The sequence below is a fragment of the Pseudomonas sp. NPDC078700 genome (assembly GCF_044542375.1).
Lineage (GTDB): Bacteria > Pseudomonadota > Gammaproteobacteria > Pseudomonadales > Pseudomonadaceae > Aquipseudomonas.
In genome coordinates, this window is sequence record NZ_JBITUI010000004.1 from 207,901 (window position 1) to 225,080 (window position 17,180).

At 55.3% G+C, this 17,180-nt stretch carries 13 protein-coding genes; 6 read left to right on the top strand and 7 right to left on the bottom strand.

All coding sequences use genetic code 11. From position 1 onward, the window contains the following. The first annotated feature begins 27 nt into the window (after positions 1 to 27). The 4 genes from pyrR (at position 28) to egtB (ending at position 5,351) form a co-directional block, all read left to right on the top strand. Positions 28 to 534 carry a bifunctional pyr operon transcriptional regulator/uracil phosphoribosyltransferase PyrR gene (pyrR, locus tag ACIGCM_RS15110; RefSeq protein ID WP_397502905.1) on the top strand — a complete coding sequence of 169 codons (507 nt, stop codon included), beginning with the start codon at positions 28 to 30 and terminating at the stop codon, positions 532 to 534. Between the two features lie 13 nt (positions 535 to 547). Further along, the gene (locus tag ACIGCM_RS15115; RefSeq protein WP_397502906.1) at positions 548 to 1,558 is read left to right on the top strand and encodes an aspartate carbamoyltransferase catalytic subunit; all 1,011 of its coding nucleotides are present in this window, start codon (positions 548 to 550) and stop codon (positions 1,556 to 1,558) included. Further along, positions 1,558 to 2,829: a dihydroorotase gene (locus tag ACIGCM_RS15120; protein WP_397502907.1), complete on the top strand. Its 1,272-nt coding sequence runs from the start codon at positions 1,558 to 1,560 to the stop codon at positions 2,827 to 2,829. The genes ACIGCM_RS15115 and ACIGCM_RS15120 overlap by 1 nt, the downstream gene beginning before the upstream one ends. 374 nt (positions 2,830 to 3,203) lie before the next feature. Further along, complete coding sequence (egtB, locus tag ACIGCM_RS15125) at positions 3,204 to 5,351, top strand: ergothioneine biosynthesis protein EgtB (protein WP_397502908.1); 2,148 nt, start codon at positions 3,204 to 3,206, stop codon at positions 5,349 to 5,351. A gap of 80 nt (positions 5,352 to 5,431) precedes the next feature. On the opposite strand, the gene ACIGCM_RS15130 is transcribed toward egtB, so the two are convergent. Continuing rightward, the gene (locus tag ACIGCM_RS15130) at positions 5,432 to 7,786 is read right to left on the bottom strand and encodes an arylsulfatase (protein WP_397502909.1); all 2,355 of its coding nucleotides are present in this window, start codon (positions 7,784 to 7,786) and stop codon (positions 5,432 to 5,434) included. A gap of 317 nt (positions 7,787 to 8,103) precedes the next feature. Between ACIGCM_RS15130 and nadE the strand changes: the two genes are divergently transcribed. Next, positions 8,104 to 8,934, top strand: a complete 831-nt coding sequence (gene nadE, locus ACIGCM_RS15135) for an ammonia-dependent NAD(+) synthetase (protein WP_397502910.1) — start codon at positions 8,104 to 8,106, stop codon at positions 8,932 to 8,934. A 273-nt stretch (positions 8,935 to 9,207) separates the two neighbouring features. Further along, positions 9,208 to 10,866, top strand: coding sequence for a Na/Pi cotransporter family protein (locus ACIGCM_RS15140; RefSeq protein ID WP_397502911.1), 1,659 nt, complete (start codon positions 9,208 to 9,210; stop codon positions 10,864 to 10,866). 261 nt (positions 10,867 to 11,127) lie between these two features. Here ACIGCM_RS15140 and ACIGCM_RS15145 read toward each other — a convergent pair whose 3' ends face one another. The 6 genes from ACIGCM_RS15145 to pilT all read right to left on the bottom strand — a co-directional run bounded on the left by ACIGCM_RS15145 (position 11,128) and on the right by pilT (position 16,997). Further along, on the bottom strand, positions 11,128 to 11,322 hold the full coding sequence (locus ACIGCM_RS15145; protein WP_397502912.1) for a hypothetical protein: 195 nt from the start codon (positions 11,320 to 11,322) through the stop codon (positions 11,128 to 11,130). Then, positions 11,319 to 12,470 (bottom strand): PepSY-associated TM helix domain-containing protein, encoded by a 1,152-nt coding sequence (locus tag ACIGCM_RS15150; protein WP_397502913.1) that lies wholly within the window; start codon positions 12,468 to 12,470, stop codon positions 11,319 to 11,321. Before ACIGCM_RS15150 ends, ACIGCM_RS15145 begins: the two co-directional genes overlap by 4 nt. 370 nt (positions 12,471 to 12,840) lie before the next feature. Then, the gene (locus ACIGCM_RS15155) at positions 12,841 to 13,896 is read right to left on the bottom strand and encodes a haloacid dehalogenase-like hydrolase (protein ID WP_397502914.1); all 1,056 of its coding nucleotides are present in this window, start codon (positions 13,894 to 13,896) and stop codon (positions 12,841 to 12,843) included. A 276-nt stretch (positions 13,897 to 14,172) separates the two neighbouring features. Further along, positions 14,173 to 14,571, bottom strand: coding sequence for an NINE protein (locus ACIGCM_RS15160; RefSeq protein ID WP_397502915.1), 399 nt, complete (start codon positions 14,569 to 14,571; stop codon positions 14,173 to 14,175). Positions 14,572 to 14,683: 112 nt separating this feature from the next. Next, a complete protein-coding gene (locus ACIGCM_RS15165; protein WP_087515258.1) occupies positions 14,684 to 15,832 on the bottom strand; it encodes a PilT/PilU family type 4a pilus ATPase in 1,149 nt (382 codons plus the stop codon). A 130-nt stretch (positions 15,833 to 15,962) separates the two neighbouring features. Then, the gene (gene pilT, locus ACIGCM_RS15170; RefSeq protein ID WP_397502916.1) at positions 15,963 to 16,997 is read right to left on the bottom strand and encodes a type IV pilus twitching motility protein PilT; all 1,035 of its coding nucleotides are present in this window, start codon (positions 16,995 to 16,997) and stop codon (positions 15,963 to 15,965) included. Positions 16,998 to 17,180: the final 183 nt, after the last annotated feature.

Genomic DNA, 17,180 nt, shown 5'->3' on the forward strand with positions numbered 1-17,180 from the left:
CCCAGCTCAATGCCCAAGGAGCTTCTGATGAACCTACCCAACCCTGCCGAGCTGCTGCCAGAAATGGCCAGCGCGCTCATTAGCCACCTGAACAAACGGCAAATCAGTACGCCGCGCTTTATTGGTATCCGTACCGGGGGCGTATGGGTCGCACAGGCGCTGCTGGAGACACTTGGCAATCAAGAGCCGCTGGGCATTCTCGATGTTTCATTTTACCGAGACGACTTCACCCAGAACGGCTTGCACCCACAAGTGCAGCCTTCTGAACTACCGTTTGAGATCGAAGGTCAGCATATCGTGTTAATCGACGATGTACTGATGAGCGGACGGACCATCCGCGCCGCCATGAATGAGCTGTTCGATTACGGCCGCCCAGCCAGCATCAGCCTGGTCAGCCTGCTCGATCTTGATGCTCGCGACCTGCCGATTCGCCCAGACGTGGTCGGCGCAACCTTATCGCTGCCTGCCGAGCAGCGGGTAAAATTATCTGGCCCGACTCCGCTCACTCTTGAGCTGCAAACGCTCACAAACTGAGACCCATACCGCGATGACGCCGACAGAAGCCAAGCGACCTCTGCAACTCAATGACCAAGGTCAGTTGCGCCATTTCCTTTCGCTCGATGGTTTGCCCCGTGAACTGCTGACCGAAATTCTCGACACCGCTGACTCATTCCTCGAAGTCGGTGCCCGGGCGGTGAAAAAAGTCCCGCTGCTGCGCGGCAAAACCGTGTGCAATGTGTTTTTCGAGAACTCAACACGGACCCGCACCACCTTCGAGCTGGCGGCCCAGCGTCTGTCTGCTGACGTGATTACCCTTAACGTATCGACTTCCTCGACCAGCAAAGGCGAGTCGCTGTTCGACACGTTGCGCAACCTTGAAGCCATGGCGGCGGATATGTTCGTTGTGCGCCACGGTGATTCCGGTGCCGCGCACTTTATCGCCGAACATGTATGCCCTGATGTGGCGATCATCAACGGTGGCGACGGCCGTCACTCGCACCCGACGCAAGGCATGCTCGACATGCTCACCATTCGTCGGCATAAAGGCAGCTTCGAGAACCTCTCAGTCGCGATTGTCGGCGACATTCTGCACTCGCGTGTCGCCCGCTCCAATATGATCGCCCTAAAAACACTGGGCTGCCCGGACATTCGCGTCATCGCGCCGAAAACCTTGCTCCCTGTCGGCATCGAGCAATTCGGCGTCACCACTTACAGCGATATGGACGCCGGGCTTAAAGATGTCGACGTAGTCATCATGCTGCGCCTGCAACGTGAACGCATGCAGGGCGGATTGCTGCCCAGCGAAGGTGAGTTCTACCGTTTGTTCGGCTTGACCGAGCAGCGCCTGAAGCTGGCCAAGCCCGATGCGCTGGTCATGCACCCGGGGCCGATCAATCGCGGTGTAGAAATCGAGTCAGCTGTGGCTGATGGCCCGCAATCGGTGATTCTCAACCAAGTGACTTATGGCATCGCCATTCGCATGGCCGTGCTATCGATGGCCATGAGCGGGCAAAACACCCAGCGCCAACTTAATCAGGAATCCGAGGAGCAAAACTGATGCGTACCCATATCCTCGGCGCCCGCGTAATTGACCCAAGCAGCGGCCTTGACCGTGTTACCGACCTGTATATCGAGGGCGGATTGATTGCCGCCATTGGCCAGGCACCTGCTGACTTCAATGCTGAAACCACCCTCGATGCCAAAGGTTTGGTCGCCGCACCCGGGCTTGTTGACCTGAGTGTTGCCCTGCGCGAGCCGGGCTACAGCCGTAAAGGCAGCATTGCCACTGAAACCCTGGCAGCTGCCGCGGGCGGCGTGACCAGCCTGTGCTGCCCGCCGTTCACTAAGCCAATACTCGACACACCGGCCGTCGCAGAGATGATTCTCGACCGTGCTCGCGAAGCCGGGCACACCAAGGTCTTCCCTATCGGTGCGCTGAGCAAGGGCCTGGAGGGCGAGCAACTCGCTGAACTGGTTGCCCTGCGTGATGCGGGCTGCGTGGCATTCAGCAATGGTCTGGATTGCTTTCGCAACAGCCGCACCCTGCGTCGCGCCATGGAATATGCTGCCACCTTCGACCTGACGGTGATCTTTCACTCTCAAGATCACGACCTTGCTGAAGGTGGTCTGGCCCACGAAGGCGCTACAGCTAGCTTCCTTGGTTTGCCCGGAATCCCTGAGACAGCTGAAACCGTCGCCCTGGCTCGCAACCTGCTGCTGGTTGAACAAACCGGCGTGCGTGCTCACTTCAGTCAGCTAACCAGCGCACGCGGCGCTGAATTAATTGCCGAGGCGCAAGCACGCGGCCTGAAGGTCAGCGCTGACGTTGCCCTCTATCAGTTGATTCTCACCGATGAATCCCTGCAAGGCTTTTCCAGCCGTTATCACGTGCAGCCACCGCTGCGTACGCCAAAAGATCGCGAAGGCCTGCGCCAGGCAGTTAAGAGCGGCGTGATTCAAGCCATCAGCAGCCATCATCAGCCCCACGAAGCCGATGCCAAGCTGGCACCCTTTGGCGCGACAGAACCGGGGATCAGCAGTGTTCAGTTGTTACTGCCACTGGCCATGACCTTGGTTCAGGAGGGTTTGATCGACCTGCCGACCCTGCTCCAACGCTTAACCACGGGCCCGGCCAGCGCTTTGCGGTTGCCTGCAGGCAAGCTGGCGGCGGGCCAAGCAGCAGACATCCTGCTGTTTGATCCAGAAGCCTCAACTCTGGCCGGTGAAACCTGGTTCTCGAAAGGCAGCAACAGCCCGTTTATCGGCCACTGCCTGCCGAGCGCAGTGCGCTACACCTTGGTTGATGGGCATATCTGCTATCAGGTGTAGTCAGTCAATCACCCCGGTTGATGCGTGCAGACGGTAGGCTTTTCCACCCACCACTAAACAGCAACAAAATTCATTGCTACTCGACAAAACCCGCCGCCTGGCGGGTTTTGTTTTTATCAGCGCAACGTCGAGAGCGGTCTAAGCTGAAACCTTAATCAAATATGCGACTCCTAGTTATTCAAGGGTCAGCAATTGAAGAACAACTATTCAGGGATCGACAAAACTGGCGACATCAATTTGTCGCACACCCAGGCTTAAGCTCAATCAGCCCGCGCCCAAGACTGTTTATCCACGTGCGGCCATGAACTTCAGCGTGTAACGATATGCACCAGCCAGCCTCAACAATGACTAGCCCAGAGCGGAGACGAGAGTTGATGAGCAGCACATTAAGAGCCTTAAAGCCAAAGCACGCCAATAACGAACTGCTTGATCGCTACCTCGATGTCAGGGGCCGCACCGAGGCGTTGATCGCGCCACTGAGCGCGGAAGACATGGTGGTGCAATCAATGCCCGATGCCAGTCCAGCCAAATGGCATATAGCGCACACCAGCTGGTTTTTTGAAACCTTTCTGCTCGCTCCAAATCTCGCCGATTACAACGCCTTCGACCCGAGCTTCGGCTATCTGTTTAACTCCTATTACGAAGCCGTCGGCCCACGTCACCCCCGCCCAGAGCGCGGACTCATGACCCGTCCCAGCGCCAATCAAGTACTCGCCTACCGCAAACATGTGGATCAGCACATGAGCGAACTGCTGCGGGTACAGCCCAGTTCGGCCCAGGCCAAATTGATCGAACTGGGGCTCGCCCATGAGGAGCAGCACCAAGAGTTATTGCTGATGGACATTCTTCATCTGTTCAGCACCTCGTCACTCAAACCTGTCTATGACCGCCGCTGGCCTAAGCTGGCCAGCGGCCGCAAAGGCCAATTCAAGGCGCATGCAGGGGGGCTGGTTGAGATTGGTCATCAGGGGGAAGGGTTCGCCTTCGACAACGAAAGCCCGCGGCACACCACCTATTTGCAGCCATTTGAAATCTGCGACCGTCTGGTAACCAATGCACAATGGTTGGCTTTTATGGAGGATGGTGGCTATTCACGCCCGGAACTGTGGCTGGCTGAAGGCTGGGATATCGTACGCAGCCAGGACTGGCACTCACCCTTTTATTGGCAGCCTGACCAAGGCTGGAGCCACATGAGTTTACGCGGCTTGGAGCCAGTAGACCTTGATGCACCGGTTACCCATATCAGTTATTACGAAGCAGCAGCCTTTGCCTGCTGGGCTAACGCCCGCTTGCCGACCGAAGCTGAATGGGAAGCCGCAGCCCAGTCGGGCCACTTGCAGCAGATCGATGATGTTGCCTGGCAGTGGACCCAGAGCCCTTATAGCCCTTATCCGGGTTTCCGCCCTGCCCCCGGTGCCGTTGGCGAGTACAACGGCAAATTTATGATCAATCAGATGGTTTTGCGCGGTGGTGCCAGTTTCACCAGCCCGGGCCATACGCGCTTGAGCTATCGCAACTTCTTCCACCCTGAAAAGCGCTGGGTGATGAGCGGATTGCGACTGGCACGCGACAGTCACAAAAGCATCACTGACGAGCACAGTTCCTTTCGACGTGATGTGCTGAGCGGCTTGGCTGCAGACCATAAAAGCATTCCGCCGAAATACTTCTACGATGCCGTTGGCTCTGAGTTATTTGAAGCAATCTGTAAAACCCCTGAATACTACCCAACCCGCGCCGAGGCCCGCCTGCTCAGCGATGTGGCCAGCCAAATAGCGGCCACCTTCGCACCCGGCAGCGCACTGGTTGAGTTCGGCAGCGGTGCCAGCGATAAAACCTGCCTGCTGCTCGATGCTGCGCCGCAACTTGGCGCTTATGTGCCTATCGACATCTGCCCAGATGCTCTGCAACAAGCGGCGCAGCGCTTGAGCGAACGCTACCCAGCCCTGAGTGTGATTCCTCAAACTGGCGACTTCACTCGCACACTGGCACTGCCTGCGGCAATTAGCCAGCGCCCACGTATTGGCTTCTTCCCCGGCTCGACCATTGGCAATTTCGACCACCAGCAAGCGGTGGCCTTTCTTAAGTCGGCGAAGACCATCTTAGGCAGCGAGGCGCAATTCATTGTCGGCGTCGATATGGTTAAGCCCGTCGCCACCCTTGAAACTGCGTATGACGACGCGGCGGGCGTGACCGCCAACTTCAATAAGAACCTGCTGGTGCGGATCAACCGCGAACTGGGTGCTGACTTTGACCTGAGTAATTTTGCTCACCAAGCGATTTGGAACCCGATCAAGCAGCGCATGGAAATGCACCTGCTCAGTTTGATCGCCCAAACGGTGACAATTGCCGGCCAACGCTTCACCTTCGCTGAAGGCGAGAGTTTGCATACCGAAAACTCACACAAGTTCAGCGTTGACTCCTTCACGGCCATGGCCGCCGAAGCAGGCTGGCAGGTGGCTCAGCATTGGGTCAGTCAAGCGCCAGAGGTTGGCTTGTTCAGACTGAGCCAGAAAACCCAATAAGGACTTAACTGCAACGCAAAACGCCCGATGCAAAACATCGGGCGTTTTGTTAACCAGCAGCAGTGCTGCTCAAGCCAGAATCATTGAGATTTGTCACCTAGCTTAACCGACAGGCTGTTGAGCTTGCCGCTGAAGCTAAAGGGTGGCTGGTACGAGTAATCCACCGGCGTGCCGATGTCACTTCCAATGTCCTGGGTTTCGCTCAGCGCATAGATAAACGGCACCGTTTGCTCTATTTCACCGCTGCCAATGACTTGCCCGTTGGCCAGCAGCGCTACCTTGCCACCTTTGCCCATCTGCTGATTGCCCGCGTAGGTAAAGCGTGCGGTCAGTTCGACCTTACCGGTCGGCAATGGCTTATCTGACTCAACCCGAAAGCGCTTGATATCCAAGTAGTTATGGACCAACACCAACTTGCCATCTTGCACCATAAAGGCCCATCCACCAGTGAAACCACCCTGGGTGAAGAGCATGCCTTGGTCGCTGTCTTTGAGCTCAACATCCGCCGTCAGGGAGAACGACTTGTTCTTCAAATCAGGGGCAGCCGCTTCCGGCAAGTGGGTTAAGCGCGAGCTATAAACGAAACTATCACGCCCTGCGGCCAGGCTCGGCTTACCCGTAAGCTGCCCAGAGAACCGCGCCGCGCCGCGCCAATCCAGCGGCAGAATGTTGTGACGTGCCGCCTCAGACCACCACAGATCTTCAAGCTGCTTGAGCTTTTCAGGGTTTTCCTCGGCCAAGTCTTTGCTCTGGGTAAAGTCCTTATCAATGTTGTACAGCTCCCACTTGGCCGTATGCGGATTGAATTCACCGCGATTGGGCTGCCATGGGGTAAATGAGCGCGAGGACGCAAACCAACCATCTTTGTACATACCGCGATTGACGAACATCTCAAACACCTGGGAATGGCGGTGATCTTTCGCCTTGGCGTCGTCGAAGCTGTATTCCATGCTGATGCCTTCGACCGGCTTCTGCTTTATCCCATCAACCGACAGCGGAGCCTGAATGCCTGCAGCTTCAAGGATGGTCGGGAAAATGTCGGAAATATAATGAAATTGGCTACGGATCTCGCCCTTGGCTTTGATTTTCGCTGGCCACGAAATGATCAGCGGATTACGAATGCCACCGAAGTGCGAGGCCACCTGCTTGGTCCACTGGAAAGGCGTGCTCATGGCATGCGCCCACATCGCCGGGAAGTGGTTGAAATGCTTTGGCCCGCCCAACTCATCGGCATAGGGACGAATTTGATCAGCCGTTTCACTGACGCCGTTGAAGATGCTGTTCTCGTTTAAGGTCCCGGCCAGCCCACCTTCGGCAGAGGCACCGTTGTCACCAACCACATAGATAATCAAGGTGTTGTCACCACCAGGCATGCTGCGCACATCATCGATGATGCGGCCCATCTGGTAGTCCACATGCGCACCGTAGGCGGCGAAGACTTCCATCATGCGGGAAAACAACTTCTTATCTTCAGGCGATACGCTGTCCCAGGCGGGCAAGCTATCTGGACGCGGCGTTAACACTGCATCCTGAGGGATAACCCCGAGCTTTTTCTGACGCTCAAACGTCATCTCGCGATAAGCATCCCAGCCCATGTCGAACTTGCCTTTGAACTTATCGATCCAGGCTTTCGGCGCATGGTGTGGTGCATGGGTTGCACCCGGCGCTACATAGGCAAAAAACGGCTTATTGGGTTCGATTTCCTTGGAGCGATGAATCCATTCGATAGTTTTATCAGCAAGGTCTGTGGACAAGTGATAGTCAGGGTCCTTCGAAGCAGGTACAGGGTTGGTGTTCTCAAACAGCGTCGGCTGCCACTGCGAAACATCACCCGCGTTAAAGCCGTAAAAGTAGTTAAACCCCATACCCGTTGGCCAGTGGTTAAACGGACCATTGGCGCTGGTTTCCCAGATCGGTGTGTTGTGGTTTTTACCAAACCAGCCGGTGTTATAGCCATTCTCACTGAGGATTCGGCCAATGGTTGCAGTGTCGCGGGGAATAATTCCGGTGTATCCGTCATAACCGGTTGCCAGCTCAGTGATAATCCCTGAACCGGCCATTTGCGGCGTGTGCCCAGTCAATAACGCCGCACGGGTTGGCGAGCACAGCGCCGTGGTGTGAAAACGGTTATACAAAAGCCCTTGGCTGGCGAGCTTATCCATCGCCGGTGACGGCACCGCGCCGCCGGTGACATCGAACTGACCAAAGCCAACATCATCAAGCAAGATCAGCAGAACGTTGGGGGCCCCTTCGGCTGCCTTGACTGGCTGAGGAAATTTAGCGGGGTCGGAATCTTGGAAAGTGCTGCCAACATTACCCTTGAACACCGGATCGGGGCGCGGCAGATAATCACCGTCGGCGGCAAACACGTGGGGCACCAGCAGCACTGGCAGTAGGCTGGTCGCGGCAGTGCGAATCAGTCGGTATAAATCCATTGGAGTATCCCGGTGTAATTATTGTAATTAGAACCCGGCAAACACAGCACCTGGGCGCGAGCGATAGGCTCATATTTGAATCGCCTATCGTCACCAACCCTCAGGGTCACAGCACGACATAAGCTGCCAAAAATTTACCAAAGTGCGCCACACCCTAAACTCAGTCAGGAATGATATTTGCTGGATGTTCTGGCATAGGCCAAGGCATCAGCAGTGGTAAAGTAGCCAACAAATGCCTGTCACGAACTGAGCGTCCTGTCACCCAGCCGCAGGTGCTGTGGGCATCACTGAAACAAACCCTTAGAGGTGAATGTGTAATGAACCCAACTTTGCGATCAGAGATCCAGGCAGCCTTGGCCATTGACAAGGGCATCAGCGATGCAAGCAGCACTCACGCCGAAATCACCCGACGCATCGAGTTCATCAAAGGCGTTCTGCACACATCTGGTGCCAAAGCCTTGGTCTTGGGCATTAGTGGCGGCGTCGATTCCTCAACTGCAGGTCGCCTGTGCCAACTTGCGGTCAGCCAAATGCGCGATGAGGGCCATGAAGTCAAATTCGTCGCCGTGCGCCTGCCGTACAAAACTCAAGCGGACGAACATGATGCTCAAGCCGCGCTGGCTTTTATCCAGCCCGACATTTCGACCGCCGTTAACATTGCTGACGCGGTTGATGGCCTGATGAACAGCATTAAAATTGAAGGCATTGAGCCGAGCCCAACCCTGCACGACTTTGCCAAAGGCAACGTCAAGGCACGCACCCGCATGGTTGCGCAGTACGCCATCGCCAACTTCGTGGGTGGCTTGGTGGTTGGCACCGACCACGCAGCAGAAGCGGTGATGGGGTTCTTTACCAAGTTCGGTGATGGTGCTTGCGACCTGGCACCACTGTCAGGCCTGACCAAAAGCCAGGTTCGATTGCTCGCCACACATCTCGGCGCGCCAGAATCTTTGGTGCACAAAGCGCCAACGGCGGACTTGGAAGAACTGGCACCGGGCAAACTCGATGAAGTGGCTTACGGCTGCACCTACAGTGATATCGACAACTACCTGCTCGGCGGTGACGTGAGCGAAGCTGCAGCCGCAATCATCGAGGGCGCTTACCTCAAAACTGCGCATAAGCGCGAGCTGCCCATCATTCCGAGCTGAGGCTCAGCCTCGCAGGCAAAAACTACAGTCTCAAAGCCCAGACCATTTGGGCTTTGAGTCCTCTCGCTTGGCGATTTCTCCAATCACTGCCTAACGACTGCTTTGGCCTGCGCCAATGCCCACTCAGACTTTATGACAGTTTTGTTTCAATCTTCTATTTAGCTGTGCGATGCTGGCGTTGAGGCCGTTAGCCAACTACAGCTTAAGGAAAGTAGAGCGCGAACGGCACTACCAATGTGCCTGTTCAAGGCGTCATAACTACAGGGGACCTCAATGCTCACCCTGCTTAATTTGTTATCTGCCGTGGCCTTGTTGATTTGGGGCACACACATCGTCAGAACGGGCATCCTGCGGGTGTACGGCTCGAACCTGCGCCGCGTAATCAGCCAGAGCATGTCCAAGCGCTGGATGGCATTTATCGCCGGGATTGGCGTGACAGCGCTGGTGCAGAGCAGTAACGCTACAGCAATGCTGGTCACCTCCTTTGTCGGTCAAGGGCTGATGTCATTGACCCCGGCACTGGCAACCATGCTCGGTGCCGATGTGGGCACCGCTTTAATGGCGCGAGTGCTGACATTCGACCTGTCCTGGCTGTCGCCGCTGTTGATTTTTATCGGCGTGATTTTCTTCCTTTCGCGCAAGCAAACGCGTCTTGGACAAATGGGCAGGGTCAGTATTGGCCTGGGGCTGATCATTTTGGCGCTGCAATTGATCGTCGAATCCGCTGCACCTATCACCCAAGCCCAAGGTGTGAAAGTCATTTTTGCTTCGCTGACCGGCGACATCCTGCTGGACGCGTTGGTGGGTGCGCTGTTCGCGATGATTTCTTACTCCAGCCTTGCTGCGGTCCTGCTGACGGCAACGCTGGCAGGTGCTGGTTTGATAGGCCTGCCGGTGGCGATTGGCTTGGTAATTGGCGCTAACATCGGCAGCGGCGTGCTGGCATTCCTCAGCACCAGCATGCAGAACTCGGCGGGGCGGCAGGTTGCACTCGGCAGCCTGCTATACAAGTTGATTGGCCTGCTGTTGATCATTCCAGTGCTTAACCCGCTGGTTGAGTGGATAAACACGCTGAACTTCAGCCATCAGGAAATCGTTATTGGTTTCCACCTGTTGTACAACACTGTGCGCTGCTTGATCCTGCTGCCCAGCATTGGGCCTATGGCCAAACTCTGCGCTTGGTTGCTCCCAGAAAAACCGGAAATCAATGGCGCGGCGAAAGCGCGGCATCTCGACCCGACGGCGCTCGTCACCCCCAGCCTGGCATTAGCCAATGCGGCGCGAGAAACCCTGCGCATCGGCGACTTGATCGACAGCATGCTTGAAACCATGCGCGATGTACTCGGCAGCAAACAAGCAGCGGTAAGCCAGGAAATTCGCCGCCTCACCGATGATGTCGAGGCGCTCTACAGCGCAATCAAGTTGTATCTGGCGCAAATGCCACGGGAAGACTTGAGCGATCAGGACAGTCGGCGATGGGCCGAGACCATTGAACTGGCGATCAACCTCAAACTTGCCAGCGATCTGATAGAACGCATGCTGCGCAAGGTTCAGCAACAAAAGACCTCGCAACGACGGTCGTTCTCAGAAACAGGCTTGGAGGAATTGGCAGGACTGCACAGCCAGCTAATATCCAACCTCCGCTTGGGCCTGTCGGTCTTTCTGAGTTCAGACAAGGAAAGTGCCCGCCAACTACTGCGTGAAAAGCGCCGCTTTCGCGCCCAAGAACGCCGCTTGGCACACGCCCATGTCAGCAGATTGCAACGCAAGATCGTGCAGAGCATCGAAACCAGCTCATTACACCTTGAACTCATCGCCGATATGAAACGATTGAACTCGCTGTTTTGCAGCAGCGCCTATGCCGTGCTGGAAACCTCAGATACTGGCGCACTGGTAGTGGATGATTTAGCGCAGATCAAACACTCAACCTGAAGGCTGGGCTCAGGCTTATCAAAATGAGCCCAAGGCAGCCCGGCACCCCCCTCGCCGCTGCCAGCCTCGACGCTAAGCCGCCGTGGCTATTAGGTATCAGCATGCCGGACCGAGGCGTCGCTTATTAGCCAGAATGGGTACTTTGATACTTGGCCCGATGAACAGTTGTCGTGCATCACCGCTCATCTTCAAACTAAAGCCAAGAGCATAAACGCCTAATGACGACCCATGAAATACATACAGCGCTCCAGCAGTCGACCATTAGGAAAAATTATTGTCGCCTCGACGCGACAGGCGCCAGCAAACCCAGCCAACCAGCACCAGCGGTATACCCAGGCTAAGCCAGGAGAACAGGTCATAGCCCTTATCCCCGACCAGTGCAGAGATCAAGCCGCAGAGGCTGAGCACGGCCAGCAGCAGTGGCCAACGGAAGATCATCCATAACCCACGCCTCATGCCTTGCCCTCCGCAACCAAGCCACCGGCATCAAGCTCGGCCAAGCGTTTTTCCAGCGGAGATTTACGTCGACCCAGCCAGAGATACAGGCCGCTCCCCAGAATGACGATGGAGATCAAATCCAGCAGGGTCCAGATAATTTTCAATGGCAGGCCACCGTAGTCACCAAAATGCAGAGGTTGCGAGAGCAGCAGGGTTTTCACGTACCACGGCATTTCACGCATATCGGTTAACTCACCAGTTTGCGCATCCACCAAGGCAGGCTTGAGCAGGCGTTCCGTCACCGGCGTAGCACCACGCATGAACACTGCATAGTGATGCTGGCTACTGAATTGAGTACCCGGGAAAGCCACAATGCTGACGTCCATATCCGGCGCAGCATTGCGCGCTGTCTCCAGCGCCGCATGCAACGAACCCGGTGATTTTAGCGGTGGTTGGTCCTTGTATGGCGCGGTCATCTCTGCCAATTGGCCCGCCTGCCACAACCCCAAAATCGGTATCGACAGGGTGTTGATGACACCGGTCAACCCGACCACCAATACCCACATCAGGGTGACAATGCCCAATACATTGTGCAGATCCAACCATTTGAGGCGGGTACTGCGTTTACTGCGCACAGTGGCGAAGTCCAACTTGCGCATAAATGGCGTATAGACCACCACCCCAGAAACCAGTGAAGCAACCAACAGCAGGCCCATGAAACCGAGGAACAGGTAGCCCGGCAGGCCCATAAACATGTCGGTGTGCAGTTTGAGCATGATGTACATAAAGCCGCCAGGGGGTGGCAGCGGGTCGAAAAACTCACCTGTGCGCGCATCAAACGGCTGGATGTGACCATTCTCCGGCGGTGGTATCAGTGTTGGCGCGGTGAGCACCGCACCTATCGGCTCATCCTTCTCGAAGAACACAAAGCGGCCCACCTCACCGGGCCGTGCGGCTAGAGCGCGAGCCATTACATCGTCATAGTTGATCTGTGGCGATGCGGCAGTGATCGGTTTCAGGTCCGGGTGCGGCTCGAAGTAGTGCTCAATCTCTTCGTGGAAGATCAGCGGCAAACCTGTCAGGCACAGCATCAGCAGAAAGACCGTAGAGATCAGACTGGTCCACTTGTGCACCAGATACCAATTGCGCAGGGTTCGGGTGTTCATGTTTTTGTTCTCGGCTCTACGGTTATTCAGCGGGCCGTGCTGGGCGACGTGCAACAGGAGCAAGTGCTCTGCGCACTGCGAGTGCGGCGCTTCAGATTTGGTTTTCAGGGTTCAACGGGCAGCTATAGCCTCTAGCGGATCACAAGACAGCTGCTTCTAAAGCATGATGCCCAACAGGATAATGCATATGAGAAGTATTCGCACAGTATCTGTTCACGATTAATGCTTTACAGCGCAGCACATCGCTTAATCAGCCGGGGCGGCTCATACGTCGAGAGGTCAGGTGATCTAAGGAGGACAGCCTTGCGCTGCCCTCCATGGAGGCTTGTAACAGGATCAGAAAGTAAATCGAGCCTTTAAAGCGGGGTTATTACTGGATATCGTCAGGCTTGACCATTACCCAGTTCTTATCCGCCGTCACCGGCAAACCCAGTTTGGCTTGCGCCTGGGCGTTGCTCTTGATCATGCCATTGAGTTGGGTCATGTATTTGTCTTTGCGGTTGATCCACAGGTGAACCCCGCCCTTTTTGACATCGACGCCATGGAACAGCATGTAGCCGTCGCTGGTTGGGGTGTCACCGCCCACCAGAACTGGTTTCTTCCATTGATCGATATAGGTCAGAATTGCGGCCTGCTTGCCTGCCATCCAAGTTGCGGGGGTCCATAGGTAGGGGGTTAGCTCAAGGTCTAGATTGGCCTTCTCGTCGTATGTTCCTGCGCTGATCTGCTTGCGTGCGGTTGTCAGTTCATGGGTCTGACGATTTTTCAGCAGCATGCTAACGCCAATCACGTTCTGCGGTTTGACGTTGTAACCGTACTTGGGATCAGAGGCGACCATACGCACCAGCTCCTCTGATGCAGCGCTCACCACATAGACTTCGATGCCATTTTCCATCAGCTTGTTGTACAGCTCGGCTTGGCCTGCAAAGACCCTCGGCGGCTGAACCTCGATGGTTTTGACTTGGTCACCGTCGTAATAGGTGCTGGGCACCGGCTTGCCCGAGGCCATCAACTCGTCGACATAACCTTTGAGTTCCTTGAGGGTAAAACCGGAAAACACCTGTGCAACCCATGGGTAGCAGACCATGTCGTCAACTTCGCACAGGCGGTAGTAATAGCTAAATAGGCTTTCCTTGTGCCCGGCCGTGTCCTTGAATGGGATCAACTTGAGTGAGGGATCCAGCTTTTCACGGGTGATCAGCCCCTTGTTTTCCATGAACGGCAGCAGTGACTCTTCCAAGTCGTTGCGGTAGCTGGTGTTGTCCATGTCGAAGACCGCGAAATTACCTTTATTGGCATTCGCCGCGATCATTGCATTAAGTTGTTTGGCTGCAGGTTCAGGCCAGTGTTTGAGCTCGGTGGATAAAGCCTGTCCCGCCAGCCCCAGACAAAGTGCAGCGGCGAGTAATTTTGGCGCGAGCTTCATAAGAGTCTCTCTCTTTTTAGTTGGAGACTTAACCGTAACAAAAAAACACAGCGGATTTTGGACGCTTGCGACTCTGCGAATGCTGCTGGCGTCATCTGGACGTGAAATCGATTGCAGATGAGTAACCGTCATCCGCGCAAAGCGCACAGCTGTATATTCCTGAATTACTTGCCCGTTGAAACATGACGTGGTGTTACACCTCGCGCCCGCGTTATACGCACTGGAAAATGAGCACAAAAAAGCCCGCAATTTGCGGGCTTCCCGTCTAGCTGATGATCAGGCGCGTGAAGCGTTCTTCAATGAAACCTGGGTGTTGAGTGTCCAAAAGTCATATAACACGCCGATAAAGAACAAACCGCCGGTGCACAGGTAGATGATCCCAGTGATCCACTTGCCCTGGTACATGCGATGTACACCGAAAGCGCCAAGGAAGGTCAGGAGAATCCAAGCGACGTTGTAATCGGTTTCGCCAGCGGTGAAGCGCAAATCTGCTTCTTTATCCATCGATGGAATCAGGAACAAGTCGATGATCCAGCCGATAAAGAACAAGCCCAGGGTGAAAAACCAAATGGTTCCGGTGACCGGCTTGCCGTAATAAAAACGGTGCGCCCCGAGAAAACCGAAAATCCACAACAGGTATCCGATTGTCTTGCTGTGGGTGTCTTGTTGCTGCATGTCTGCCTCCTGCTTGCAGGCTTAGTCTAAAGCAACAATCTACCCGAGAATGGCGTATACGAAAACAATCGAGCAGCTGCTTGCTGCGCAACCGTTATTAGCCACTGCGGCCCTAGCGGAAACTGCGCCCTGGGTTATCGTCGTTGCTGACTTCCAATGAGAGGCCCTGCGACATGCTCGTCAGGTGATCGCCGTCAGTTTCGGAGCCGAGCTTGATCATCAGACGCAAATCGTTTGCCGAGTCTGCATAGAGCAGGGCGTCTTCATAGGTGATTTCGCCTTGGCTGTAGAGGTTGTACAGCGCTTGGTCGAAGGTCTGCATGCCCTGCTCTGTTGAGCGTTTCATCAGGGCTTTGAGTTCATGCACATCGCCTTTGCGAATCAAGTCAGCGGCCAGCGGGGTATTGATCAACACTTCAATGACTGCGCGACGCCCTTTGCCGTCCGGGGTTGGGATCAACTGTTGGGCGACGATGGCTTTGAGGTTGAGCGACAAATCCATCCACACCTGATTCTGCCGGTCAGCCGGGAAGAAGTTGATGATCCGGTCCAGCGCCTGGTTGGCGTTGTTGGCGTGCAAAGTGGCAAGGCACAGGTGACCGGTTTCCGCGAAGGCGACCGCGTGGTCCATGGTTTCACGGGTTCGCACCTCACCAATCAAGATCACATCTGGAGCCTGACGCAGGGTATTTTTCAACGCCACTTCGAAAGACTCGGTGTCGATCCCCACTTCACGCTGAGTCACGATGCAGTTTTGGTGTTGGTGGATATATTCGATCGGGTCTTCGATGGAGATGATATGACCGCTGCTGTTCTTGTTGCGATAGCCAATCATTGCCGCCAGCGAGGTGGATTTACCCGTACCCGTCGCGCCCACAAATAGCACGAGGCCACGCTTGGTCAGCGCGAGTTTTTTGAGAATTTCCGGTAGTTGTAGATCATCAAGGGTTGGGATGTTGGTTTCAATCCGGCGTAACACCATACCGGCGAGGTTGCGCTGATAAAACGCACTGACCCGGAAACGACCCACACCACGGGCACTGATGGCGAAGTTGCATTCGTGGTTTTCAGTAAAGTCACGGCGCTGCTGCTCGTTCATCACCGAGTGTACGGTTTCACGGGTCTGCTCAGGTGACATGGCGGTTTTGGTGATCGGCATGATCTTGCCGTTAACCTTCATCGACGGTGGTACGCCCGCTGTAATGAAAAGGTCAGAACCCCCTTTTTCGACCATCAGGCGTAGCAGCTTTTCAAAGTCCATCGTTCTATCTCACCGTCGCAGTCACGCGCAAACCACTGTTAAATGACACCGATGCGCGTGTGCCATCGGTGCCTTAGCTCTTCTGCACACTAGGCGCAAATCGAGCATTTGGGGGGAGCTTGTGTGCTGATTAAAAGTTCTCAGGGTTCTTGGATTTCTCACGGGCGCTTTCGCGGCTAACCAGCCCCTTTGCCACCAACCCTTTGAGGCAGGCATCGAGGGTTTGCATGCCCAGCGAACCACCGGTCTGGATCGACGAATACATCTGCGCCACTTTGTCTTCACGGATGAGGTTACGAATCGCAGGGGTGCCGATCATGATTTCGTGCGCCGCAACCCGACCACCGCCGATTTTCTTCAGCAGGGTCTGGGAAATAACCGCCGTCAGGGACTCCGACAACATCGAGCGAACCATGGATTTTTCTTCCGCCGGGAACACGTCAACCACCCGGTCGATGGTTTTAGCCGCTGAAGTGGTGTGCAAGGTGCCAAAGACCAAGTGACCGGTTTCCGCTGCGGTCAGCGCCAAACGGATGGTTTCAAGGTCACGCATCTCACCCACGAGAATGATATCCGGGTCTTCACGCAGCGCCGAACGCAATGCTTCAGAGAAACCCAAGGTGTCGCGGTGGACTTCACGTTGGTTGACCAGGCATTTCTTCGATTCGTGAACGAATTCGATAGGGTCTTCGATGGTCAGGATATGGTGATACTTGGTGGCATTAAGGTAATCAAGCATCGCCGCCAGAGTCGTCGACTTACCCGAACCTGTCGGGCCCGTCACCAGCACCAAGCCGCGCGGCACATCAGTAATTTTGCGGAACACTTCGCCCATGCCCAAATCTTCCATGGTCAACACCTTGGAAGGAATGGTCCGGAATACCGCACCAGCACCGCGATTCTGGTTAAAGGCGTTAACCCGGAAACGCGCTACACCCGGCACTTCAAACGAGAAGTCAGTCTCCAGGAACTCTTCAAAGTCCTTACGCTGCTTGTCATTCATGATGTCGTAAATCAGCGCATGCACCTGTTTATGGTCCAGCGCAGGCAAGTTGATGCGACGCACATCACCATCAACACGAATCATCGGCGGCAGCCCCGAAGAAAGGTGTAAGTCTGAAGCACCTTGCTTGGCACTAAACGCCAGCAGTTCTGTGATATCCATGTAACTCCCCAACAGGCTGCTTAAATAACCATCGCATCGATTGTGCGGCGGTTAAATCAATTCAATCAGCTCAACGCACATGCAACTGAACATGCGGGATGACGCGTCATGTCACGTTAGTTTTTCTCAACTAGCGGTCATTGACGTTAGAATGCCCCACACGCAGAGCGAACGGGCCACAGA